This window comes from Paenibacillus sp. FSL K6-1318, from assembly GCF_037976905.1.
Taxonomy (GTDB): domain Bacteria; phylum Bacillota; class Bacilli; order Paenibacillales; family Paenibacillaceae; genus Paenibacillus; species Paenibacillus amylolyticus_A.
Genome location: NZ_CP150270.1, coordinates 708238 through 732180, shown reverse-complemented (window position 1 = coordinate 732180; position 23943 = coordinate 708238). Strand labels below are relative to the sequence as shown.

Genomic DNA, 23943 nt, shown 5'->3' with positions numbered 1-23943 from the left:
GTTGTTCTGCCTCCCTTGCGTTGCCCTGTTATTTCTTTACGGTGACGATGACGCCATCCATGTTATCACCCGATATTTCAGTGTGGCCTTGCTCAGGTATGTAAACGGTCGTATCTTGGGTGGCCCTATAATAGCGGATGTGATACTCCTCACCCTCTACTTCCACAGTAATGTTCTCTTTCTCTTTTAGCAAATCCAGATACTGTTCCAGCACCAGATTATTCTTATACATGACTGCACTGTGCGGCAGCCCTACATATCGAAAATGCCATGGTTCATACTGTATACCCGTGATGCGCACTTTATCCTTCGGGTAACGCAAAATAAATCCGTATTTCCATGCATTCTTCTCCAGCCACGCACCCTCTGGTGCTTCATTCATGGCAGCCAAGCTGGAACCTACATCCAGGGATAACCCGAGATTGTGCTCACTGTGTCCCGCAGGAAGTGCATAGTCTGAACCCTTTTCCCGATACAACTCATCCTGCTTTTCAAAGTCCCTGTACCCGCTGCTGACGAGAAAATATCGGACTCCCTCTTCGCCTGCTGCTTCAACCATCCTCTGAAACTCCTGCGCCACCTGTCGTGATAACATGATTTTCTGATCCAGTATCCCATATCCACGAAGCAGATCATCCTCATGTGCCACATATACAATATCGGATTTAACCCCTTCCGGGTGAACGGGGTACTGCTTATCAACCAGTAACAAGTTCCCCTTATGTACCTGATCCTGAATATTTCCCGTGACGGATACCGTATAACCTGCAGGATTTTCACGTGTATTCTGAATTTCGATGGGCAACTCATTTTTCTGCTGAATCCATCCCGGTGATTGCGTAACGATATATCCGATCAAAATAATACATATCAAAAAGCCCCACTTCTTCATGCTTGTTCCTCCTTTTACCTCATACATTAAGGATAGACAACACAAGTTAAAGAAAAAGCAGGGCAATTTTAAAGTTTTTCTTAAATTTGACGTCGAATCTTATTGGAATACGGGCAAACGAACTTCGAATAACGTCCGTACCACATCGCTCTGGGCAGAAATCGTACCGTCATGCTGCTCAACTATATTTCGAGCGATAAACAGGCCAAGGCCTGTCCCACCCTCCTGAGGGGTCCTGGCACGATCTCCGGTGTAATACATATCGAAGATATGCGGCAATTCCTCCGGACGAATATGTCCACCATAGTTAATCACCTGAATGATGATCTGTTCTGCATCCCGATATCCGTTAATATCCACGTACATGCCATCCTTGCCGTGCCGTGCAGCGTTAATTAGCAGATTCTCGAACACACGAGCCAGCAACTCGCCATCACCGGAGACCGTAAGGTCAGTGTCTATTTTTAATCGGGCGACTAATTGGTTCTTTTCAAATACAGGATAGAGTTCTTCGTTCATCTGCTTCAGCAGCTCACTAAGATCCAGCTTTGTCTTGTTTATAGGCAACATGCCATAGTTCATACGGGTAATTTCAAACAAATCATCAATCAGTTTCTCCAGACGTTGTGATTTGGTGAATGCTATCGCCGTAAAGTGCCTGACCTGCTCCTCCGTCAGCTGATCATCCTTCATGAGCAGATCCAAATATCCAAGCACAGAGGTCAGCGGTGTTCGCAGGTCATGCGCCAGATTTACAACTAGCTGGTCCTTACTATTTTCAGCAAAATCCCCTCGTTCTACAGCTTCCTTCAGCTTCTCACTTGCCAGATTCACATCCTCCGCAATCGTACCTAACTCGTCCTTCGAGGAAATCTGCACACGATGCTGAAAGTCTCCGTTGGCCAAATGCCTGATCCCTGTTGAAATGTCCTTGAAATACGTCGCGTAGGGCTTGGTAAACCAGAAGAAAAATAGAATAGCCAGCGGGATAAATAAGATCAGGAAGAAATAGATATCCCCGATACTTTTCATAAAATGACGATATTCAGCGAGCTGATCTTCTGCACGGACACCTGAATAATAGGCTTGTAAAAGCTTATAAATCACATAGGTAATTGCGCCAGAGGCAAGCATGCTTAAGCCTAACAACATAATCATGGTTGTGCGAAAACTTCTTCGTTTAGTCATTAAACGTGTACCCCACACCCCAGATCGTTTTGATAAACTTGTTCTTGTTCACATCTTCTCCCAGCTTTTTGCGCAGGGTCCGAATATGGACCATCACCGTGTTGCCGCTCTCGTAATAGGCTTCTCCCCACACCTGTTCAAAAATGTTTTCTGCACTGAACACCTGCTTGGGGTGACTCGCGAGCAGATACAGAATGTCAAACTCCTTCGGTGTTAGTTCCACTGGTTTGCCGTAGAGTGTCACTCGATGTTGATCCGGCGTGATGATGAGCCCGCCCTTCTCCAGAATGGAGCGCTGAACAGGCGCAGACTGGCTGAATTGCAGAGAACGACGTAACTGAGAGTTAACCCGGGCAACAAGCTCCATCGGATTGAACGGTTTGGTCATATAATCATCCGCACCCATCACGAGTCCCGTAATTTTGTCCATATCTGACGTTTTGGCACTCAGGAAAATGATCGGTAAATGATGCTGCTCCCGAATTTTGCGGGTCACCTCATACCCATCCATTCCAGGCATCATAATGTCCAGAATCGCCAAATCTATCGCTTGGGTCTGAACAGCTTGTACCGCCGCCTTCCCGTCAAAGGCCTTAACGATGTGATATCCTTCTTTTTGTAAATGTAAAGCAACCAGATCAGCGATCTCAACTTCATCGTCTGCGATCAGAATCGTAATTCGCTTCATTGCTTATTCCACTCCTATGTGTGATGCTCAACAATATAACATATTTGAATCCAACAGATAAACCAATGAGAGGAATCCATAGATATGAAACTGGAGCGTTTGTTAGCTATCGTAGTTTTACTCATCAATCGCGGACGAGTACAAGCCAAAGACTTGGCAGATACGTTCGAAGTATCCATTCGGACCATCTATCGGGACATCGACACATTGGGCCAAGCTGGCATTCCGGTGGTGACGTATCAGGGGGCAAGCGGAGGTATTGGTCTGGCAGAGGGATACCGTCTGGATCGAAACGTGTTAACAGACAAGGACCTCGCTTCCATCGTCACGGCGCTGCGCAGTGTATCCACCTCCCATGCCAATGCGGCACGTGAGCTTCTGGTGGAAAAACTCAGCAGTATCGTGCCCGAAGCCAAGAATGATGATTTTCAGGCCAATACCAATCGTTTCATCGTTGATTATTCAACCTGGACGCATCCCGAAGCCCTGCAAATCAAGCTTCAGCTTATCGAACAGGGCATGGATCAATTACGCCCCGTCACCTTTACCTACTGCAGTGCGGAAGGTACACAGACTCACCGAACTGCCGACCCTCATACCATCGTGCTCAAGAAGCATTCCTGGTACCTGTATGCCTTTTGCCACGAGCGGAATCAATTTCGCATGTTCAAACTCGTACGCATGCAAGATGTCACACTTGCTGATGAGCGCTTCGAGCGTAAAGTAATCAACCCACAGGACAGACCCTGGCAGCAGGAATGGACCCGCCCGTGCAATCAGGCTGGGTTAACCTTGAAATTCCATCCTCGCGTCCGTCATATTGCGGAAGAATGGTTTGGGATCGAGAACGTCATCCCTGATGGGAACGGGTATTACATCAGTCAGGTTGCTTTCCCCGAGGATTCCTGGTTATATGGGTTCATTCTGGGCTTTGGTGCGGATGTTGAGGTATTGGAACCTCAGCATATTCGAGACGAGATCTGCCGGATCGCCGAGCAAATTGTACAAAATTATATACCTCCGACTCAAACCTGACAGACAGCTGTCCAGTTCCTCCCCGTATACTTCAGATATATTCAATCTGTACATAACCAAGGAGGAACTAATCATGAACGTCACTGTATGTCAAAGCTGCGGCATGCCGCTCACCACCCCTGCCCAATTCGGAACGGAAGCAGATGGAAGCACAACCCGTGAGTACTGTATCTATTGTTACAAAGAGGGTAAGTTCGAGCAGCCCGGTATTTCACTCGAAGGCATGACAGAGATGTGCACTGCCATTCTGAAGGACGAGGGCATGGACGAAGAATCGGCTCATTCGATGCTGCGTAACCAGCTCCCTTTTTTGAAACGTTGGCGCACGAATACAACGGATCAGCATGCAGCATCTCTGGCTGAAAACTCTACCACTTCTGCTATACCAGGTCAGGTTACAATCAATCCATTGTTATCTGCCCAGCCCGTTCGTTATGTCACGCTGCCAGGCAAACGCCTTGTCGGCATATCCGCCCGCACAACCAATGCCATTGAGATTAGTGGCAAAGGCTGTATTCAGGGTCTCTGGAACAAATATTTTGCCTCAGAGCACCTCCCTGCACCCGAAGCTGCCCGCTATGGCTGTTACGCGGATTACACGGATGGCGTTACCGGAGAGTACACCATACTAGTGGGGCATGAGGTCAGCTCCGATGAAACATTACCTGAAGGATTGCACGACATTCTGCTCCCTCCTGCAACTTACGCCGTATTCACTTCCAGAAAAGGACCGATGGCAGAAGTTGTCGGTGAAGCATGGGGAGCCGTGTGGGCATGGGACAAACAAAGCGATCGTACGTTCACAGGAGATTTCGAATTGTATGATGAACGCAGTCTGAATCCTGAAAGTGTACAAGTCGATATATACATCGCTGTTCGCCAAAGTAGATAAAGGTCTAAATGAAACGCAATTTACACAATTGAAGTTGGACTCCACAAAAAGAAGCCCTCAAACGAAGGCTTCTTTTTGTGCATATAAGGTGCTGCATTAAAATAGAAATTCCCTCTCACCAGCCAAACTATAAGGATCTTCTGGTGGTCTTGGACGTTGTTTAATCCGAAATCCAATCACTAGCACCTCGATCGCATCTTCATTGATGTTGTAGCGATAAATAATTCGTAGATCAGGTGTTGAGCCAACCGGAGGTTTCTTGTTAGAAAACAATTTAACTTTACGAAATCCTGCTGATGATAACGGTTCGTATTTGCATATTTTTCCCTCTCTGTCCGGATAGATTTGAATTCTTTTTAGTGCCGCATCAATCTGCTGCTGACATTCCTCTAATCCGGTATAATCCGTTCCAAACTTTTTTTTGATATTAGGTAAATCTGCTGTTCGGACTTCTGGATGAAATCTTTGCTTCGTATTCTGGCTCATAAATTACTGGTCTCATCCTTTCGTTTCAGGACCAGCCCATTCCCACAGTGACTTACCTTCCGGCAGTTCTTCCCACACAGGTTCATTTAACCGCTGCTCAACAGATTTAAATAATTCCTGTTCCTCCAGCCATTCAAGAAGTCGACTATATTCATGAACGGCCTCAACTAACTGTTCGTATTTTTCCATGTTGATCATTGCAACTTGAAGTTTGTCTTTGATCACAATGCCGAGTTTGTCGTTTTGATCCAAGGATTGAATCAACTCTTTTTGGTTGAGTTTTCGAAGCTGACTAAATGCCAACATTTCCTTCGGTTCAAATTTACTAGTGATCATATTTAATTTGTTCTCCTTGAGACTGGCAACACATTCTTTCACTGCATCGGTGAAAATACCAGCCGGTTTTGGGTTGTGATTAGAGTTTTGGTTTTGGTTTTGGTTTTGGTTTTGGTTTTGGTTTTGGTTTTGGTTTTGGTTTTGGTTTTGGTTTTGGTTTTGGTTTTGGTTTTGGTTTTGGTTTTGGTTTTGGTTTTGGTTTTGTTTTTGGTTTTGGTTTTGGTTTTGGTTTTGGTTTTGGTTTTGGTTTTGGTTTTGGTTTTGGTTTTGGTTTTGGTTTTGGTTAGTGTTTTGGTTAGTGTTTTGGTTAGTGTTAAAGTTTGGGTTGTGGTTAGAGTTTTCGACTTTTCTCGGCATGGGTCATGGATTCCCCCGATCTCATAATATCAAATGAAAATAGATAAGTCAAAAAAATGATCATTTTTTTGAGCAAAATACTGTTCACTAATTAAACTATGCTATTAGTTATATTATTGCCACAATGGTTTGAAATAACATCTTATTTCTATTTCACTCTTAGTCAAGTTCTTAGATAGAACGATACAACCGCCTATAGTACCAAGTTAGTTAGCACGTAACCTACCTATTCAACCAGACAATATGCCTCATATGCGGGTACCATTGACTTCCTTAAAATTGGGACTATTCACATAACAACCAATTCGATCCTCCCATATCAAACCTCTCAAATCAGGTCCTTTGTTCCTGAATTTCCCTAAAAACGTTTACATCTCCTTAAAACCGGGTAAAATCACTACAATCCAATTGGAATTACATTCTAAAGTCATCTATTTCGTCTAACAAGTCATATGTACCTATATGCGCACCTGGCAACATAACCAGTCGAAATACATAATTCAAAAAAATGCATCAAAGGAGGAACCAAGATGATCCGCATGCCTATTCAGCAAATGATCCCGTACCATCACCAATATCCGCGCAACACGGCGACCACTGCTCCTAAAAAGGAGAATGAGAACACTCAAGGTCTATCCTTTCATGAAATTTTACAGCAAAAAATGGCGAAGAAGAATGCTTCTCCTTCCCTTCGATAAAATGGACACCTGACCGTATTCGAGTTCGGTTATCAACCGTCTTTCCGCAGCTTGGCGGAAGGGCGGTTATTGGCGTTGAGCAATAAACGACTGTACAGTCCTCAGTCATGTTTCTATAATGGTTTAAATATCTAAAGGATCCATGACATATACGAACTGTAAAAGGGGACTCAGCACATGATCACCATTGGTTGTTTTCACGCTCATTATTCCAACATCGCTTTAATTGAAGAGACGCTTGCTCCTTATGAAGTTGAATTGGTCCATTACGTCGATCCAGGTCTGGACCGTCTTAAACATGACGCTGACTTTTCCGATGTCGTCATTCACGAGAAAGTAGCTCAGACGCTCCACTGGATCGCCGAGTGTCATGCAGATGCCATTCTGGTCACTTGCACTTTGTTTGCGACAGTATTGGAGCAAGAAGCAAAACAGGTCCCAGTGCCGGTGATTGGCATAGATGATCCGCTATTGCAGGAGATGCGGCGAGTACCGGGAGAGTACATCATCGTGTTCACCAACCCGGCAACCATTGAAGGCACGATGGCACGGGTGAACCAGGCGTTAGAGCAGGAGGATGCGAATGGGCAACTACACGTTCCCAAAACCTCTCAGACGGAAGCGGTGTGCATCCCTGGGACATTTGAGTTGATTATGCGTGGAGATCAGCAAGGGTATCTCGAAGCGGTACGAGAAGGCTTACAGCAGATTGCTGAGCAGTATCCGGGTAAAACGGTAGTGGCAGCCCAACTGTCTATGGCTCCCGCCGCTGCACAGGTTACAGTAGATCGCGGTATTCCAATCCATAGCCCGCTGGCATCGCTTGCAACGTATTTGGAGAAGAATTTGGGCGTGACTCCGCAATGAAATCACTTACTGACAAACACCATTAATTAACGAGGTGAACTAATATGCGTTTCCTCTATATTATTGTACTGTTCATAGTGGGTTTTGCCTGCTCTGCATTTCTATATGGAGGAGCTCCTAAACTCAGTGACGCCCTCCTATTTGTTATCGCAGGCATTCTGTATAAGATATGGACCCGGAACAATTATAAAGCTAATTCTGAAGAACCTGGAGAGCGCTAGCCTAGTTTAAAATACAATCATGTCACAGAATCAAAACAAGCCGTCCCTCTCTGTCATTTCAGAGAAGAACGGCTTTATCTCTATATCAGACTGCCCAGCTTACGCTGTAATGACGCCTAGGAGCGTGTCCGATATTCCTCGGCCTTTTCCTGCATGCCCGCTGCTACAGCCTCATTCTCGGACAATCCTTTGTCCGCCGCAAAGGTACGAATGTCCTGCGTAATGCGCATGCTACAGAACTTCGGACCGCACATCGAGCAGAAATGAGCTTCTTTGGCCCCTTCTGCTGGCAGTGTCTCATCATGGTAGGACATCGCACGTTCAGGGTCCAGTGACAGGTTGAACTGGTCACGCCAGCGGAACTCGAAGCGTGCCTTGGACAATGCATCATCCCGGCGCTGAGCACGTGGATGGCCTTTCGCCAGATCGGCGGCATGAGCAGCGATCTTGTAGGCGATAACCCCTTCGCGCACATCATCCTTGTTGGGCAGGCCCAGATGTTCTTTAGGCGTAACATAACAGAGCATGGACGTGCCGAACCAGCCAATCATGGCCGCCCCAATGGCGGACGTGATGTGATCGTATCCTGGCGCAATGTCAGTCGTTAGCGGCCCCAGCGTATAGAACGGTGCCTCTTTACATATCTCCATCTGCAAGTCCACATTCTCCTTGATCTTATGCATCGGCACGTGCCCCGGACCTTCGATCATCACCTGCACATCATGCTTCCACGCGATCTGCGTCAGTTCCCCGAGCGTAGCCAGTTCCGCCATCTGCGCTTCATCGTTGGCATCGTAGATACTGCCTGGACGAAGTCCATCTCCCAGTGAAAATGCCACATCATACCTTTTCATAATCTTGCAGATTTCTTCAAAATGGGTGTACAAAAAATTCTCCTGATGATGCGCAAGGCACCATGCCGCCATAATGGACCCGCCTCGAGACACTATGCCTGTCATCCGCTTGGCCGTCATCGGGATATAACGCAGCAGTACGCCTGCATGAATCGTAAAGTAGTCCACGCCCTGCTCTGCCTGCTCAATGAGCGTGTCACGGTACAACTCCCAGGTCAGCGCTTCCGCTTCGCCATTCACCTTCTCCAGCGCCTGATAGAGCGGCACCGTGCCAATCGGCACAGGTGAATTGCGGATGATCCATTCCCGGGTGGTATGAATGTTTTTGCCTGTGGACAGATCCATCACCGTATCCGATCCCCAGCGTACTGCCCAAGTCATCTTCTCCACCTCTTCCTCGATGGAAGAGGATACGGCAGAATTACCAATGTTGGCATTGATCTTCACGTGAAAATGACGACCGATCAACATCGGCTCACTCTCCGGGTGATTAATGTTGGATGGCAGAATGGCCCGTCCACTCGCCAGCTCCTGCCGTACAAATTCCGGTTCCACGCCTTCACGAATAGCGGCGAACTCCATCTCTGCCGTAATGACTCCCTGCCTCGCATAATGCATCTGAGTCACGCAGCGTCCTGGCTGTGCTCGCAGCGGTTTGCCACGCAATCCAGGGTACTCTTCGGCGCCGGCTCTCTTCCCTCCGGGCTTCAGTCCGTTATCCTCCGGTTTAACCGTACGGCCTTGATAAGCCTCGACATCGCCACGCTCCGTGATCCAACGAGTGCGCAGTGCTGGTAGACCTGCACGGATATCCGCATGAAATGCGGGATCGGTCATGGGGCCGCTCGTATCGTAGACACGCAGCGGTTCGTTATGCTCCACCCCTTGGGGAGTATTCGTGTCATGAAGGGCTATCTCACGCTCCGGAACAGCAATGTCCGGCCGTGAGCCCTGAATGTAGACTTTGCGGCTACCGGGAAAGGGCTGAACCCGTGCGGTCGTCCCTGTTTCCTTTTCCACCGGCTGACCGTTATGTTCCTGTTCCATCGCTTGTTGTCCCGTTTGATTTCCTTTACTCATGTTCGCTCATCTCCTCCTTAGTGTTCATTCGCTTGGCTTGGTTGGTATCATCATTAGCTTGGTTACGTACCTGTCCCAAATCATGCGCAATGCAGAGAAGAAAGAGCGATCCTACACCAGACCAGAGGAGACATCATTCATGTACAGTTAACAACAGACGGAGGCTGCCACAGATCATGAATCTATGGTGACTTCTCTCTCATCATCCAAGCCCACTTTCGCAGGTTATTGAAAAAGGAGCCCTAGAATCCGCTTCTATATCGCCCGTTCACTGTATATAAAAAAAGCCGGCCCCCGAAGGAACCGACTTTTAATGTCCATCACCAATAATGCACCTTCATGCAGCTCCTTACGGAGACTACAGGGGTCACATCATGTGGTGTTTGTGGTCATATCGCCGATTACTTCCCTACGCTGGTATGATCCAGATCAGGTGCAAAGGGTCCGGAATCTCATGCGATTCCGTCTCAGTCCGGACAATTCGGACTCCCCCAGTAACGTTAACAAGTTGCAGCATACACATGCCGCCGTTCATATTCAATGCAGCTGGCCCCGATGGGCCGTCCATAACAGATTAGCGCAACCGGAACATAAAAACAACCTTTATATTCCAAATGATCAACTCCATTGGAGACGAACCTTACATCAACATCAGGATAACATGAGGCCCATCTGCGTAGCGGCTTCCTTTAATACAGGCGCATATTCATGCAATGTCTCCTGTGAAAGTCGACTGACAGGACCCGATACCGAGAGGGCAGCTGCTATATTACCTCTGCGATCCATAATCGGTACCGATACCGCGGCAGCCCCCGGCTCACGCTCCTCATAACTCGTGGCATATCCGTTATCCCGGATGTCTCCCATCTGCGCCAAATACACCGCAGGATCAATAAACACTGGCCATTCCGGTCCATTCATCAGCTCTTCACGATCCTCGTCCGTGGCAAAAGCCATCAGGACTTTGCTGGAAGCCCCCACAGACAACGGGAGTCTAACACCAACGGGAGCGACACGGCGGATCGCCTGATCACTTTGCACCGCCTGAATCCGAATCCGTTCACTGCCATCTCGCAGGTACAGACTTACCGTCTCCCCCAATCGATCTCTCAGTCGCTCCATCGCAGGCAGCAATAGAATAGCCGGATCATCACTGCGGGACATATGAGCTGACAGTTCCCAGATTCGGATGCCAAGTCGGTACTTCTCCGTTGCCGCATCCCGGATCACAAATCCTCGATCCTCCAGCGTTGCCATCAAGCGATGCACTGTACTTTTGTGCAGCCCAATCTGACTGGCAATCTCGGTGAGTCCCAGATCACTGCGTGTGGTAAAACATAATAATATATCCAGCGCCCGTTCCACAGCCCGGACGGTTAACTTACGATCTTCCATGGCATAATGCCCTCCTCATGTTTCATCACATGAAACTTGGTTACATAAATTATATGAGAAACGGTCTCATCTGTAAACCAAAAAGAGCCAAATTCAGAATAGGCCAAAGTGTAAATTTTTCCTTTTTATAAGACTTAATCCCCTGTAATTTGCACACTAAGGTAATGTTACCCATATATCTTAAGAACTATATAACAATTGCGTAACAAATGCCCTCAATCAATTGACTTTGACTATATTGGAACATACGATAAAGATATATTACATTAAGATATCGCTCTGAAGCAGGCTATTGAAATAGACGGAATTCTCTTTTCATGTCGTTGTTATCTTCAACTGAACTTCAAAGGAGGGGCATTCATGTATCCAACATCCCAGAGCGAAGCCCCGCTGCAAACAAAAGTGTCCGATCTGCCCTCTTCGCTATCACCGAGGCTGATTCGGTTCAAACATATTATCGTAGCGTTGCTGCTCTCCGTTGTATTTTTTCTACTGTTTTGTTTTATTGCACTGCATGGTTATATCGCATGGGTATTATCCAATCCAACGGTAGCGCCGGTCTTCTCCAATCCGATGCAGGCCAAGAACATGAAGTATGAAGACATCACGTTCCCGGCAGCAGATGGCAGCCGCACGATGCAGGGATGGTATATTCCGGCTGACAATGCCGCGAGCAAAACGATCATCTTCAGTCACGGCTATGGTGCCAACCGGGAAGAAACATGGGTACCCATGTATGATCTCGCCCACTATGCCCATCAACTCGGATTCAACGTGGTGATGTTCGATTATGGCTTCGCCTCCCAGGTGAACAAAGCTGTAGCCACAGGTGGCAAAGCTGAGTCACAGCAATTGCTGGGCGCGATCCAGTTTGCCAAGCAGCGTGGTGCACAGGAACTGGTTGTCTGGGGCTTCTCCATGGGTGCCGGTACGGCGCTACAAACCGGACTGATTACGCAGGAAGTGGATGCGATGATTCTGGACAGTGCGTTCCTGCTGGAGCCAGATACGCTGTATCACAACATTCACAACCAGATCGATCTTCCGCGTCAGCCTACACTGGAGATCATGAAGCTGTTGTTCCCTGTTCTGAATGGTACCGGATTGCAACAGATCCCTTATCAGGAAGTGAAAAAAGAGGACTATCCGTTCCCAATTTTCTTCATTCATGGTACGGAAGACGAGAAGGCGCCTTACCCGATTGCAGAGCAACTCGCCGCCAACCAAACTAATCCGTACTCGGATGTATGGATTGTCCAGGACGCGCATCATGAACTTATTTTCCGGGAGCATCCGAAAGAATACCTGCGCCGTGTCTCAACTTTCCTGAGTCATGTAACGAAGACAAGCAGTGACGATGTGCAAAACACGAATAGTGGACAATAACCAAATTTCAATCCTCGAACTTTTCGTTGATTCCAGAGCCCTCAGGGGCTCTTTTTTTTGCATTCATAGGACAACAGGTTCGCGGAATATACTCTTCTGACGCATGAACAGACGGTCTGAACGCATAGATCATTGGTCGGATTAGGTTACCTGTATGAACTATTTTGCATGTTTGAATTTCATCTGGAGGAGGTCTCGCGTATATGAACTGGTATGAATATGGTCACCTGCTGCCTCTGCGGATATTGGAGGAAATTCGTTTCTGGAAGGAGCAGGAGAAAGAACATACGCTCGTTATTCGTGCACTGGTTCCTGATCTGGAGCCCGCATACGTCAAGGTATTGGAGGAATGGGAGGCTATCTTTGCAAACAGCGAGCGAGTAGCGAATCAGATTTTAAAACAACTATTACCCGCAACCCATCCACCCGCTCCCTACATCATTCGTTGTATCGATCAACTTGTGGCGGCAGCTCGTCAGCAATCGAGGGAGTTCATCAAACAGCTGTATGTTCTTCTGGAGCAAAGTGCTGCTGTGCAAGCTGTTCCGCTTGCCAAAGTACTCATTCTGCATTTTATCCGCGAATCAGAGTACTTTCTGGGTGTATTGGATACGCTCGGTCAACCTGGCATCTTGCGAGAAACGGATTCGGAACCGTCACTTTATCTAGAAAACGCGTTGCATACGTCAGGGTCTGGAAGCATCCATCGCCAAGCTTCAGAAGCTCCAACTTCCCCAGAGGGAAATGGAAATGCACCTGTTGCTTCAGCTCAGATCCAATCCGCAGCACTTCAGCCTTCACCCAGCGGAAGTGCTGCGAGCCAGCCTGGCTCTACCTCACCTCAGGTCAAAGAAAAGCCAGTACCCATTGGTGGGCACACACTCCCGCCCCTCCCCTATGCGTACAATGCGCTGGAGCCACATATTGATGAGCTGACGATGCGTATCCATCATGACAAACACCATCAATCCTACGTGGACGGACTAAATGTAGCAGAGAAGAAACTGGCGGAATCACGAAAAAAGAATAACTTTGAACTCATCAAGCACTGGGAACGTGAACTCGCCTTTAACGGGGCAGGCCACTACCTGCATACGATCTTCTGGACGATTATGAACCCTGCTGGCGGCGGCAAACCTTCCGGCATGCTCGCAGAGCAGATTAAGCGGGATTTCGGCAGTTATGAAGCGTTTAAGAATCAATTCACGGAAGCCGCGAACAAAGTGGAAGGCAGTGGCTGGGCGATGCTGGTCTGGAGCCCGAGAGCACACCGTTTGGAGATTTTACAGGCGGAAAAACACCAGAACCTGTCCCAGTCCGACATCGTTCCTCTCCTGCCACTGGATGTGTGGGAACACGCCTACTATCTGAAGCATCAGAACGAACGCAAAAAGTATATTGAAGACTGGTGGAATGTGGTCTACTGGCCGGCTGTAGCCGAGCGGTACGAAACAGCACGCAAGCTGTTGTGGCCGCCTTATTAAGCTTTGGGTTTGATGGATAGAAAAAAGAGATATCTCCAGCCGAATGACTGAAAGATATCTCTTTTGGGTTGATATTAATATATCAGTATTACTGACTAATCGATGCCGCTTCAATTGCTTTATAAGCCCAATGTGTATCAGGCACATCCGACCACTGTCTTACTGCATTCGTTGCAGGATCAAGACCGAGCAGTTTGTTGAGCATCGTGACGGCTTCAGCGCGAGTTACAGGCTGAGCTGGACGGAAAGTACCATCCTCATACCCTGTAACTACTCCTGCCGCGTTCAATCGAGCTATCGCTTGCTGAGCCCAATGATTGTTCACATCGTTAAATGTATTCGTTGCATCGGCTGTGTGTTCGGTGTTCAGCAAGTGCTGTAACACGCTGGCTAATTCGGCACGAGTCATTGCTTGATCTGGCTTAAAGCTGCCGTCTGTGTAGCCTTTAACATAACCGGATTGGGCAGCGGCCGCAATAGCCGATTGTGCCCAGTGAGTAGATTTCACGTCTTTAAATGTGTGATTCCCTTCCGTTATTGACGTGCCCAGAATACGAGTAATCAGCGTAGCCATCTCCGCACGAGTTACGGAGCGTTCGGGTCTGAAACTACCATCAGCGTACCCTTGAATATAAGGCTGTGCTTTCAAGGTGTTGTCTGTCCAGTCTTTCACTTTCACAATGGAGAACGTACTGAAATGGTCTACTTCAATCTCGACTCCCTGTTGATTATCACTATTCAGTGTAACCAGTTTGCCGTGTACAAGCTCCTTGGTCCCGTCACTGTGCTCAATATACACACCCAGCTCTTCAGAATTCACACCTGCAAGCTGGTTAGCTACAACCGGCAATACGAGCGTTACAGGACGACTCTGCAAATTGGTTTCGATAGTCATTGGACGGCCGAGAATCTGGATATCCTTTGTACCTGCGAATTGTATAATCGACTCATTAGATTGTGCTCTCGTTTGAATATCTGCACGTTCAGCCTCTTTTTTGACGGGTACGAGGCGGAAGTAGATATCATCTGTACGATCTTTTAAAGAACTGGCTGGAATCGTGATACGAACGTTAGGGTTAGAAATAACCAGGTTCACACCTTGCTCAGCCAACAGCGCAGACGCTCCTGAAGAGAGATTCAGATCCCATTGCAGTACTTCGTCCTTTGCATCCGGAATAAGAATAACTGCTGTGCTGGAACCCGTCTGCTTCAACTGATCAATGATTGACTGTGCTTTACTCTGATTGAGCTGAAGTTCGTCTTTTACTGTACCATCCGTTCCCCGAGTACGACTAATCTCCAACGATGCAACGGTAGCAGCTTGATCTCCATTCTCTACGTTCACCTTAATAACTTCCTTCTGTGGTGCCGGAGGAGTTACTGCGGGTACTGATGTTGATGGAGAAGGCGTTGGTGTCGGGTTCGGTGTTGGTCCTGGCGTAGGTGTTCCGCCACCTTCATTTCCTGATCCTTTAGGTGTTACAGGACCGGACACCTTATAATCGGATAGCCCATTCTCATTCGATGATCTTATTGCAAATACATAAGGAAGGCCATTCGTTAACCCATCAACGGTATACGATGCGGCTTCAATACCACTTTTCACCTTGATCCAATCATGCTTATCTTGGGGTGCTTGGGTTCCTTGATATTTATAGAGTACAAATTGATTTACATTGATTACTCCAGCCCAATAAACAGTAGCTTTTCCATCTCCAGCTTGTGCAACAATAGTTTCAGGTGCATCCGGTAGCAATGGCGTCCCAGCTGCTTGTGGTGTCACCACATTGGAAGGAATGAATTCGGATACACTACCATCCTCGATATAATGTGCTTTGACAGCAAAGACATAAGATATACCGTTCGTCAGCTCTGTAACAAGCTGCTCATTAGTCGTGAAATTAGTAATATCAATCCATGCATCGGGGTCTTCTGGCGCTGTTGTTCCCTCATACATATACACGGAAAATGTTACATTCGGATTAGAAGACCATGTGACTTTGGCGTATCCATCGCCAGCTGTAGCCGTAACATTACTCGGTGAAACTGGTGAAGCTAAGAGTGTTTTAAAAATCATCTGTCCCGGTTGAGGCATCAATTGACCATTCGTATCCTCGGCTACAACATATACATTATAATCTGTACCCGGAGTCAAGTTTTTCACGATAAATGATTTTTCTTCCCCCATAGCAATATCAACAAAAGCTTGTTTATTGATTGCTTGTGATCTAGCCATTTCGCTTGTCAATTGCGGAACGGTCAAATCGAACGGTTGATCGGCAAAATAGACTCTTCCTGGCTGATTAAGCTTCACCGTGATTTTTGATGTTGTCGGTGTACGGGCGCCCTGCTTGGGATACCCGGGCTCAAACGTAATGTCCGTAGTGGACACAGGTGGTTCACCCGTAATGTACGGACGTAACAATGGATATCCATTATTAACTCCAAGTTGGAAATCCCAAATGTTAGTGAAGTCCCACGTGGCATAATTCCATTCCGAATGCATAGATTGCGTTGTTTCGCCTGAAGCATACTGACTCTGATTATCAACAAAATTTGGAACCTTATCTATATCCCAATAATTATTTTGAAAGATAATAGAACTATCGAACACAGGTGAACCGATAAATGAACCCACTGTTGTTGGATCTGCAGCTCCAGCATATATTGATCCGGAGTAATAGTTGTTTTTTATAAATAGAGTAGCGGGTACATCTTCTTCTGTTTCTACATTTAGGTTACCAATAAAACCGCCAATGAATACCGCACCATAGGAATTGTCATCCCAATGTCCTTCACCGTTTGTAAATACAGATCCTGTAGCGTAATTGTTATCTATAGAATGATCTAAACTATACTCCATTTCTCCAATAAATCCACCAATACTGAGGTTCCCCTCTACATTACCTGTTGCTGAATTACGCGAAGTCACGCTATCGTTTAATTGCCCAATAAATCCACCGATGGATTCGGAACTGTCTTTGGCTACTACATTTCCCATAGCAGTATTTCCGATTAACACATCTTCTGTACTTCTGCCAATAAATCCTCCATAATCTTGTCCTTCATCATTCAAAGCAGCAACCGTTACATTAGCTTTGTTGTTCGTGTACTGCGTTTCCTCTGAACGACCTACTAATCCACCGACTCTGGAATCCCCTTGAACTTGACCGCTTACGTTTACATGTTCAATCTGGGAGCCTTCAGAACGACCCGCCAGAGCACCTACATATCGTTGAGCAGTAAAAGATACCCCGGTCAAATTCAGGTTTTTAATGACTGCCCCATCCAATCGGGCGAACAATCCCATGTATTCCAAACCTTCATCCGAAGCAGTTAGCCCATCAATGCTATGACCTGCTCCATCCAAAACACCTGTAAAATAGTTCCCCTCATCACCAATAGGTACCCAGCCTAATGTTGCTGAATTACTTATAAAATTGACCATGTCTATCGCAGTTATATCTTTTGTCAGCTTGTAATTTCCATTCAGGTTGTCCCCTATGCAACTCAACTCATGGGCATTCCCAATCAGGTACCACGTAACTCCGTTGGAGTCCGGTGCTGTCTCTTCTAAACAACTTCTGGCCTGGACACTTCCCTGTCCGATTATGCCCGGCACTGTACCGGATACCAATACAACAGCCAGTAAGAACATGATGGTCTGTCTCAGAATGCTACGCCTTTTTTGAATCCTCTTCCCCATTATAATCTGTCCCTTCTCTTTCTGTTTATGAAGAGATTATAACTGTCAGCTCTGAACCGATTCTGAACATTACTCGACATTTTCCATGTAAAAAGGCTATTTTTCGCATCCCCTCAAAAAAATTTGTATACAAAAAAGCAAGCCTCCTGTAAAAAGAGACTTGCTTGTATTTTGAGAGACTTCCTATCCTATTTCTACATGCTCACTTAAGAAGCACAGCCCTCGCACGCCACATAGTTGTCGCCAACCTGTTTGCTAATGGAGATCAGATCGCCCAGCTTGATATCAGACTCATCTGTAAACTCCAGATCAGCTATACGTGCAATGATCAGTGCAGCAGCCTCTTCCTTGCTTGTTGCCATTTGGCTGAACTCGGATTTTTCGCCTGTTGATACAACCTCATATAAATACGTATATCTCAATGTGTCCATCCTAACACTCTCCTTCCGAAATCACATCATATCATCTCTATTAACCAATTCCAAGCCCTAGTAAAAAATGCTAATCGTAGCGCAGCTTCATCTGCTCAGCTGTCAGTCGTACTTCTTCAGAGCCAACGCTAAGCACCCTGCTGGTCTCCGCCTGCGGGTAGCGATCACGCAGTGTTCGAACCAAAGCCGCAGTATATGCCGCAGCAGAAGGGACACCTGCCAACTCTTTCAGACTAGCCATCGTGCCAGGCTGAACATCGGGATACCCTTCACTCGCCCCACCTGCCGCATGCTGATAAAATTGACGCACATCTGCTGCCAATTGATCCCCCAGACCTTCCACGATGATAAAAGCAGTAATGATATACGCCTTGGCCTGCCTGCGCTGGGCAATACCACAGAATTTTAGGCCACCTACACTGACATCATAATCCCCCGGGCAAAATGCACCCTGAACTTCGCCTGTCTGCGCCTGATTCGACCACGGCGTTAGCGATTCGGCAATAATTGAAGCCATCTCCCGGAAATCATCATGAATATTGATGGCATGTCCGGGATTAGGCAGGATCAGCGACACATTGACCACCCCTGGATTCAGGGGTACGGCCGCTCCACCAGAAGGACGAACACAGACCGCTGTACCTTGGCTTCTGATCTGTTCCATCGCTTCTACAGCTTGTGGCAACCTGCGGTCACGCAGACCCGCTACAAAGGCATCTGGGTGTCTCCAAATATGTGCAACAGGTAGATGCCCTGCTCCAACCCGCCTGCACATGACTTCTTCCCATGCAAAAGCTTCGAGCACACCACTGCCTTGTTGCATGAGCGGTGTCTCCCAGATTTGCAGACGCCATGTAGCATGTTGATCTGCTTGTGGTCCCTTTTCCGGCTGAACCGGTTGATCTGAATGGGAAGGTGCACTCATCGTTCCATTACCTCCGGCTTAACGAATTCGTATGTATTCAGTATATAGGAGTGAAAATGCCATATATAAATAAGCCGGTTCCCCAGGGAACACGGCTTATTTATATCACATCCAATGGCTTAGAAACTGCTGCTTCCAAAACCAAAGGAACCTGCTCATCCGGCTTGTCCAACGAGTGGACATACCTGATTTTAATCTTTCACCAAAGACAAGAACTCCGCACGTTGTGCCGGATTCTCACGGAAAGAACCACGTACAGCAGACGTTACCGTCTTGCTTCCCGGCTTCTTCACGCCGCGGGAACACATGCACAAGTGCTCGCCTTCCACGACGACCATAACTCCGTGAGGCTCAACGGCCTCTGTCAGAATATCAGCGATCTGTGAAGTAATACGTTCCTGAACCTGCAGGCGACGCGTTACCGCTTCGACCAGACGAGCCATTTTGCTCAGACCGACGATCTTGCCGCTTGGTACATACCCAATGTGCACTTTGCCGAAGAACGGCGCCATATGGTGCTCACATTGACTGTAGTAGACAATATCCTTAACGATAACCAGCTCTTCATGATTCTCGTCAAACGTGACACCGAGCACATCGCGTGGGTCTACTTCATATCCACCAAAAATTTCTTCATACATTCGGGTCACACGTGCAGGCGTTTCAAGCAGCCCTTCACGTGTACTATCTTCTCCGATCAACTTCAGGATCTGCTCTACATGATACTCGATCTTCTCCCGATTGTCGGATACTTTTGAATTCATATAATCTTTAACGCCAGCCACTGCCGAACGCCTCCTTTCGAACCACAATAAGGTAAGCAGTAATTCACTTCACTGCTATTATTTTCGGCGGCCCGAACTTTTACGCGCAGGATGTTGTTGCGGCTGAGGCATTTTCGCTCCTGGCTGCTGGTTCTTCATCATCTGCTGGGCACGCTGCATTTGCTTGCCATTCAGGTTGTAGCCCATTTGCTTCGCCATTTTCTGAAGCATGTCCGGATTGCTTTGCATTTTCTCAAGTTGTTTACGCAAGTAGAACACCCCGATGAAAAATCCCCCGACCAGACCAACAACCAATGTAATAATCGGTATTACAATATCCATCTCTTAGACACCTCTGTATGCATTCTAAAAAGCCTGATAATCCGTGTCACTCCATGATGTTCAACACACACGTTGCAAACCTGACACAGACCGGATTTCCTGAAAGTATCATAGCATTTCCGCACGCCTTGAGCAAACGGATTTTCCAGTTTAACCGCCTGCAGGCTAACTCATGACGGCTTCAATGAAAACGGTTGTATGCAGAGCCAGATCAATTTCAACCACATCCAGAGAATAACGCGTACTGCCACGCGCCACCCTGATTACAGGTCGGCCTGGCAATCCCCGATGCTGACGCACAATGACTCCAGTCTCTTTGGTAGACAGTCGTACAGCTGTGCCATTGGGATACACGGATACACTCTTGTTGAACTCTATCAGAATGTCCCGATCCAGCTTGGTACCAGACAGCGCCATCATCTCTTCACAAGCTTCATGTGGCAGCAGGCTGTCTCTCGATAACCCATTAATGAGATTATCATAGATGTTAGCCGCACTAACGATTCTTGCAAACAGATGGATATCATTTCCCTTGATACCCCTGGGCATACCTGTACCGTCCACATGCTCATGATGTTGCAGCGCTGTATGAGCGACCAACAGACTGAACTCCCGTTTGTTCTTAATCACTTCGAATCCACGCCACGTGTGATGCAGCGAAGAATTGGCGGCAGAACTACTGCCGGGAGGTTCCCCCACTTTGCCAATATCATGTAACAGTGCTCCCACAGCAAGATCCTTCAGTTGATTGTAGTTGAGTCCCATATTCATTCCGATGACCGAAGACAGCAAACACACATTCATCGCATGAACGTACTGCGCATTGTCTTTCGTACGAATATCGGTGAGCTGCACCAGCAGTTCACGCCCGTTCAGTACATCGTTCAGCAACTTATCTATACTGAGGGCGACCTTTCTGGGACTCCAATCCTTCCCGGAACGCACCGCTTCGAGTGTAACACTCATTTCGTTAATTATTGCCCGTTTCGTGGTTTCATCCAGAATGTCTTCTGTATCCACATCTTTGTACGCTTCATCCTGGATGTATAGCATGGTCACGCCAATACGCTTCAGCGTATTGACCATATATACGGTGAGCTGGACTCCGGCAGATAACAGTACCGTACCGTTACTGGAATATACTGTCTTGCCCAGAAGCTCCCCCGCTTCCACGCTCTCCACGTTTACATACTTCATGAACGTCCCCCGCTCTTACGATTGCTGCTCCAATGCGAGCAATTGCTCCTTGGTTTGCAGACCGCCTACATAACCCACCAGGGTGCCGTCTTTACCGCTGATGCGGTGACAGGGAATAATAATCGGAATCGGATTCTTGCTAATGGCGTCCAGAACTGCACGAACAGCCTTGGGCCTGCCGATGATTTCCGCAACCTGTTGGTGTGATGAGGCCTCTCCATAAGATATATCGGACAGAACTTGCCATACTTGTAGCTGGAATGGTGTTCCAAGCCGATCAAGCTGCAAATCGAACGTCTTTCTCTCCCCTGCAAAATACTGCTGTAACTGCTTTGCAGCTTCGCTGAGCTTCTCTTCATTCTTCTCATATCGATACTCGCCGATCCAAGTACGGGCCCATTGTTGCAGGTGGGCTTCGCGTACGTGAAAGGCGCCAAAATCAATGTGACACAGTCCTTCATCGGTAGCGCATAACGTGAGTGTACCAATCGGTGTCAGTACCTCATCGTAATATACAGGCTTGCCATGAAGCCCCGTAACTGCTGAAGGCTTCCACGCTGCGGCTTCCGGTTTGGCAGGCTGTGCAGACTGCTCATTCCCCGGTTCGGTCGCTGCTTCCATTTTCAAATCCTGCTGTAACGCATGTAAAGAATTATTATGCTCAGTGTTCTTCTGTTCCTCTGGCTGCTTCTCATTCACTTGCCCAGCCTGTGGCTGTTTGGGTAAGGTCTCGGACGAACTCAGTCGCTCCTCGGCCTTCTGCAGCATGCTTAGTACGTTCCCATCTTGTTCGTTAGCGGCAGCTTCCCCAATTGCTCTCATGGCGTCTTCTCCTCCAATTCTGCTTAACGCCCAGGCTGCGGTTCCCCGCAGCTCGGGGCGTGGATCACGTTTTAATACTTCTGTAAGTTTGGGTACAGCACTTTTGTCTTTGAAATTGCCCAGGGCAATAACGGCGTTGCGTTGAATCGGCTTCTTGCCCCGCCAGGCGGCGGAACTCTGACCGAAACGTTCCTTGAATTCCCGATTACCGATGTCCAGAAGTGGTAGCAACAGCGGCTTCACAATCTCCGGATCAGGATGAAACTCGGGATGGTGATCCCAGTTCTTGCCCCGGTTCTTCGGACAGACAATCTGACACGTGTCACAACCGTACAGACGGTTGCCAATTTTCAGCATAAATTCTTCATCCACAAACCCTTTCGTCTGGGTTACAAACGAAATACACCGCTGTGAATTCAACTGTCCCGGTCCCACTAATGCTCCTGTTGGACAGGCGTCGATACATTTCGTACATTCACCGCAGTCCTCGGTCACAGGGGTGTCCGGCTGAAACGGAATATTCGTCACCAGTTCTCCGAGGAAAATCCATGATCCGAATTTGGGTGAGATAATCGCACAGTTTTTGGCGCTAAAACCAATCCCCGCACGCTGGGATACCGCACGATCCACCAACGCACCTGTGTCTACCATGCTTTCGATCATGGCTTCAGGTACGCGTTCCTTTATAAAATTGACCAACTTGTCCATCGCTGTACGCAGAACCTGATGATAATCCTGACCCCACGCGGAGCGGGCAAAAATCCCCCGGTAGGCTCCCGGCTCCGACTTCGGCGGATTCACCATCTTGGATGGATAGGCCACAGCTATCGCTATGAGTGAAGCAGGCTCGCCATCCTTCAACTCGGGACGAACCCTTTTCTCAAGATCAGGCTCTTCGAATCCGGACTCGTACCCTTTAGCCCGATGCTGTTCCAGTATGGATTTTAGCGTTACGAAGGGCTCTGCCGAAGCAAATCCGATATCATCAATGCCCAGTCCGGGGCCAGCTGCCTTGATCTCCTGCTTTAACTTTTCCCATACGGAGGCTGCATGTGCTGCCCCGGTCTGTACGCTCGTCATTTCTCTTTCCTCTCTTCTTCCGACACTTATTCCGTAAATAGTGAACGCCCGCCTCACGTAAGAGGACAGGCGTTAATTTCTATATATGCCTTGCATACTTGAATTCAAACGGAACGAGTCTATAAGGTTTAACGCAAAATATGCGCTGAAGTTGTTGTCCTGTAATCATTTTACAATTTCTTCAATTCAGAGAATGGCCAGAAAATAAATTCAGCCTTGCCTACAATTTCATCAGATGTAATACTGCCAAATACTCGGCTATCCTTACTTTTGCCTTCATGACGATTATCCCCCATCACGAAGAAATGATCCGGCTCTAGTGTAATTGGGCCAAAATCCGGGTCTTGCACTTCAATATCAGTATACGTTTCCGCTTGCTGCTCGCCGTTCACATATAGATGGTGATCTTTAACTTCAATTGTATCTCCCGGAAGTCCAACGATCCGTTTCACCAGAAAATCCTTCTTCTCCACGCCTTCACTTGGATCACGAAGTACAATCACATCGGATCGGGAAGGTGTACCCAGATGATATACAATTTTGTTAACGAACAGGCGATCTCGCTCAACCAGTGTCGGCTGCATGGACTGTCCCTTAACCATCGACAGGTTGAACACAAACAGGTTCAGTAGCATCATGATCACAAAAGCAACAACTATCGTTTTGACCCAGTCCCACAGCTCGGCTACCCAGGATTTCCCCGGTTGTTCAGGCTTTGGCGGTTCGTTACGTTCCTCGGAAGTCACATGTTCCATTGAAAGATTATTGGAATTCAAAGGGACACCTCGTTTATCAATTAGTTGAATTAAACGTCTAG

21 protein-coding genes and 1 riboswitch are annotated in these 23943 nt (G+C 47.5%); of the genes, 6 read left to right on the top strand and 15 right to left on the bottom strand.

Annotated features, from left to right (window positions below):
• Positions 1–28 precede the first annotated feature (28 nt).
• The 3 genes from NYE45_RS03400 to NYE45_RS03390 all read right to left on the bottom strand — a co-directional run bounded on the left by NYE45_RS03400 (position 29) and on the right by NYE45_RS03390 (position 2768).
• Positions 29–892: a M15 family metallopeptidase gene (locus NYE45_RS03400; protein ID WP_340015575.1), complete on the bottom strand. Its 864-nt coding sequence runs from the start codon at positions 890–892 to the stop codon at positions 29–31.
• Positions 893–991: 99 nt separating this feature from the next.
• Complete coding sequence (locus tag NYE45_RS03395; RefSeq protein WP_340015574.1) at positions 992–2080, bottom strand: HAMP domain-containing sensor histidine kinase; 1089 nt, start codon at positions 2078–2080, stop codon at positions 992–994.
• The gene (locus tag NYE45_RS03390) at positions 2073–2768 is read right to left on the bottom strand and encodes a response regulator transcription factor (RefSeq protein ID WP_169482750.1); all 696 of its coding nucleotides are present in this window, start codon (positions 2766–2768) and stop codon (positions 2073–2075) included. Before NYE45_RS03390 ends, NYE45_RS03395 begins: the two co-directional genes overlap by 8 nt.
• 84 nt (positions 2769–2852) lie before the next feature.
• Here NYE45_RS03390 and NYE45_RS03385 point away from each other — a divergent pair, with 84 nt between their 5' ends.
• Positions 2853–3803 (top strand): YafY family protein, encoded by a 951-nt coding sequence (locus NYE45_RS03385; RefSeq protein ID WP_340015573.1) that lies wholly within the window; start codon positions 2853–2855, stop codon positions 3801–3803.
• 73 nt (positions 3804–3876) lie between these two features.
• Positions 3877–4695, top strand: a complete 819-nt coding sequence (locus tag NYE45_RS03380) for a zinc ribbon domain-containing protein (RefSeq protein WP_340015571.1) — start codon at positions 3877–3879, stop codon at positions 4693–4695.
• A 96-nt stretch (positions 4696–4791) separates the two neighbouring features.
• On the opposite strand, the gene NYE45_RS03375 is transcribed toward NYE45_RS03380, so the two are convergent.
• Together NYE45_RS03375 and NYE45_RS03370 are read right to left on the bottom strand one after the other, a co-directional pair.
• Positions 4792–5181, bottom strand: a complete 390-nt coding sequence (locus tag NYE45_RS03375) for a hypothetical protein (protein ID WP_340015570.1) — start codon at positions 5179–5181, stop codon at positions 4792–4794.
• A 12-nt stretch (positions 5182–5193) separates the two neighbouring features.
• Entirely contained in the window at positions 5194–5874 is a 681-nt protein-coding gene (locus NYE45_RS03370) for a hypothetical protein (protein ID WP_340015569.1), read from the bottom strand.
• Between the two features lie 530 nt (positions 5875–6404).
• Between NYE45_RS03370 and NYE45_RS03365 the strand changes: the two genes are divergently transcribed.
• On the top strand, positions 6405–6572 hold the full coding sequence (locus tag NYE45_RS03365; protein WP_017690769.1) for a hypothetical protein: 168 nt from the start codon (positions 6405–6407) through the stop codon (positions 6570–6572).
• A gap of 177 nt (positions 6573–6749) precedes the next feature.
• Positions 6750–7439, top strand: a complete 690-nt coding sequence (locus NYE45_RS03360) for an aspartate/glutamate racemase family protein (protein WP_340015568.1) — start codon at positions 6750–6752, stop codon at positions 7437–7439.
• A 337-nt stretch (positions 7440–7776) separates the two neighbouring features.
• On the opposite strand, the gene thiC is transcribed toward NYE45_RS03360, so the two are convergent.
• Positions 7777–9561, bottom strand: a complete 1785-nt coding sequence (thiC, locus tag NYE45_RS03355; RefSeq protein WP_340017296.1) for a phosphomethylpyrimidine synthase ThiC — start codon at positions 9559–9561, stop codon at positions 7777–7779.
• 422 nt (positions 9562–9983) lie between these two features.
• Positions 9984–10097, bottom strand: a riboswitch (TPP riboswitch).
• A 148-nt stretch (positions 10098–10245) separates the two neighbouring features.
• The gene (locus NYE45_RS03350) at positions 10246–10989 is read right to left on the bottom strand and encodes an IclR family transcriptional regulator (RefSeq protein ID WP_076216717.1); all 744 of its coding nucleotides are present in this window, start codon (positions 10987–10989) and stop codon (positions 10246–10248) included.
• A 360-nt stretch (positions 10990–11349) separates the two neighbouring features.
• Between NYE45_RS03350 and NYE45_RS03345 the strand changes: the two genes are divergently transcribed.
• Both NYE45_RS03345 and NYE45_RS03340 read left to right on the top strand, forming a co-directional pair.
• Positions 11350–12375, top strand: a complete 1026-nt coding sequence (locus NYE45_RS03345) for an alpha/beta hydrolase (RefSeq protein WP_062837624.1) — start codon at positions 11350–11352, stop codon at positions 12373–12375.
• Positions 12376–12578: 203 nt separating this feature from the next.
• Complete coding sequence (locus NYE45_RS03340; RefSeq protein WP_340015566.1) at positions 12579–13859, top strand: Fe-Mn family superoxide dismutase; 1281 nt, start codon at positions 12579–12581, stop codon at positions 13857–13859.
• 88 nt (positions 13860–13947) lie between these two features.
• On the opposite strand, the gene NYE45_RS03335 is transcribed toward NYE45_RS03340, so the two are convergent.
• From NYE45_RS03335 to lepB, 8 genes are all read right to left on the bottom strand, one after another.
• The gene (locus NYE45_RS03335) at positions 13948–17565 is read right to left on the bottom strand and encodes an S-layer homology domain-containing protein (RefSeq protein WP_340015565.1); all 3618 of its coding nucleotides are present in this window, start codon (positions 17563–17565) and stop codon (positions 13948–13950) included.
• Positions 17566–17771: 206 nt separating this feature from the next.
• Positions 17772–17996, bottom strand: coding sequence for a hypothetical protein (locus tag NYE45_RS03330; RefSeq protein WP_340015563.1), 225 nt, complete (start codon positions 17994–17996; stop codon positions 17772–17774).
• 70 nt (positions 17997–18066) lie between these two features.
• Entirely contained in the window at positions 18067–18921 is an 855-nt protein-coding gene (locus tag NYE45_RS03325) for a lipoate--protein ligase family protein (RefSeq protein ID WP_340015562.1), read from the bottom strand.
• 191 nt (positions 18922–19112) lie between these two features.
• Entirely contained in the window at positions 19113–19706 is a 594-nt protein-coding gene (gene folE / locus NYE45_RS03320; RefSeq protein ID WP_062837627.1) for a GTP cyclohydrolase I FolE, read from the bottom strand.
• Between the two features lie 57 nt (positions 19707–19763).
• Positions 19764–20027 (bottom strand): YneF family protein, encoded by a 264-nt coding sequence (locus NYE45_RS03315; RefSeq protein WP_062837628.1) that lies wholly within the window; start codon positions 20025–20027, stop codon positions 19764–19766.
• Between the two features lie 165 nt (positions 20028–20192).
• Positions 20193–21224, bottom strand: coding sequence for an HD domain-containing phosphohydrolase (locus NYE45_RS03310; protein WP_076333863.1), 1032 nt, complete (start codon positions 21222–21224; stop codon positions 20193–20195).
• A gap of 15 nt (positions 21225–21239) precedes the next feature.
• Positions 21240–23126 carry a tRNA epoxyqueuosine(34) reductase QueG gene (gene queG, locus NYE45_RS03305; protein WP_340015561.1) on the bottom strand — a complete coding sequence of 629 codons (1887 nt, stop codon included), beginning with the start codon at positions 23124–23126 and terminating at the stop codon, positions 21240–21242.
• A 170-nt stretch (positions 23127–23296) separates the two neighbouring features.
• On the bottom strand, positions 23297–23902 hold the full coding sequence (gene lepB, locus NYE45_RS03300; protein WP_340015558.1) for a signal peptidase I: 606 nt from the start codon (positions 23900–23902) through the stop codon (positions 23297–23299).
• Positions 23903–23943: the final 41 nt, after the last annotated feature.

What these genes read in the sequence shown, in the direction of transcription:
- NYE45_RS03400 (WP_340015575.1), bottom strand. Translation starts at nt 892, where the DNA reads ATGAAGAAGTGGGGCTTTTTGATATGTATTATTTTGATCGGATATATC.
- NYE45_RS03395 (WP_340015574.1), bottom strand. Translation starts at nt 2,080, where the DNA reads ATGACTAAACGAAGAAGTTTTCGCACAACCATGATTATGTTGTTAGGC.
- NYE45_RS03390 (WP_169482750.1), bottom strand. Translation starts at nt 2,768, where the DNA reads ATGAAGCGAATTACGATTCTGATCGCAGACGATGAAGTTGAGATCGCT.
- NYE45_RS03385 (WP_340015573.1), top strand. Translation starts at nt 2,853, where the DNA reads ATGAAACTGGAGCGTTTGTTAGCTATCGTAGTTTTACTCATCAATCGC.
- NYE45_RS03380 (WP_340015571.1), top strand. Translation starts at nt 3,877, where the DNA reads ATGAACGTCACTGTATGTCAAAGCTGCGGCATGCCGCTCACCACCCCT.
- NYE45_RS03375 (WP_340015570.1), bottom strand. Translation starts at nt 5,181, where the DNA reads ATGAGCCAGAATACGAAGCAAAGATTTCATCCAGAAGTCCGAACAGCA.
- NYE45_RS03370 (WP_340015569.1), bottom strand. Translation starts at nt 5,874, where the DNA reads ATGCCGAGAAAAGTCGAAAACTCTAACCACAACCCAAACTTTAACACT.
- NYE45_RS03365 (WP_017690769.1), top strand. Translation starts at nt 6,405, where the DNA reads ATGATCCGCATGCCTATTCAGCAAATGATCCCGTACCATCACCAATAT.
- NYE45_RS03360 (WP_340015568.1), top strand. Translation starts at nt 6,750, where the DNA reads ATGATCACCATTGGTTGTTTTCACGCTCATTATTCCAACATCGCTTTA.
- thiC (WP_340017296.1), bottom strand. Translation starts at nt 9,561, where the DNA reads ATGGAACAGGAACATAACGGTCAGCCGGTGGAAAAGGAAACAGGGACG.
- NYE45_RS03350 (WP_076216717.1), bottom strand. Translation starts at nt 10,989, where the DNA reads ATGGAAGATCGTAAGTTAACCGTCCGGGCTGTGGAACGGGCGCTGGAT.
- NYE45_RS03345 (WP_062837624.1), top strand. Translation starts at nt 11,350, where the DNA reads ATGTATCCAACATCCCAGAGCGAAGCCCCGCTGCAAACAAAAGTGTCC.
- NYE45_RS03340 (WP_340015566.1), top strand. Translation starts at nt 12,579, where the DNA reads ATGAACTGGTATGAATATGGTCACCTGCTGCCTCTGCGGATATTGGAG.
- NYE45_RS03335 (WP_340015565.1), bottom strand. Translation starts at nt 17,565, where the DNA reads ATGGGGAAGAGGATTCAAAAAAGGCGTAGCATTCTGAGACAGACCATC.
- NYE45_RS03330 (WP_340015563.1), bottom strand. Translation starts at nt 17,996, where the DNA reads ATGGACACATTGAGATATACGTATTTATATGAGGTTGTATCAACAGGC.
- NYE45_RS03325 (WP_340015562.1), bottom strand. Translation starts at nt 18,921, where the DNA reads ATGAGTGCACCTTCCCATTCAGATCAACCGGTTCAGCCGGAAAAGGGA.
- NYE45_RS03315 (WP_062837628.1), bottom strand. Translation starts at nt 20,027, where the DNA reads ATGGATATTGTAATACCGATTATTACATTGGTTGTTGGTCTGGTCGGG.
- NYE45_RS03310 (WP_076333863.1), bottom strand. Translation starts at nt 21,224, where the DNA reads ATGAAGTATGTAAACGTGGAGAGCGTGGAAGCGGGGGAGCTTCTGGGC.
- queG (WP_340015561.1), bottom strand. Translation starts at nt 23,126, where the DNA reads ATGACGAGCGTACAGACCGGGGCAGCACATGCAGCCTCCGTATGGGAA.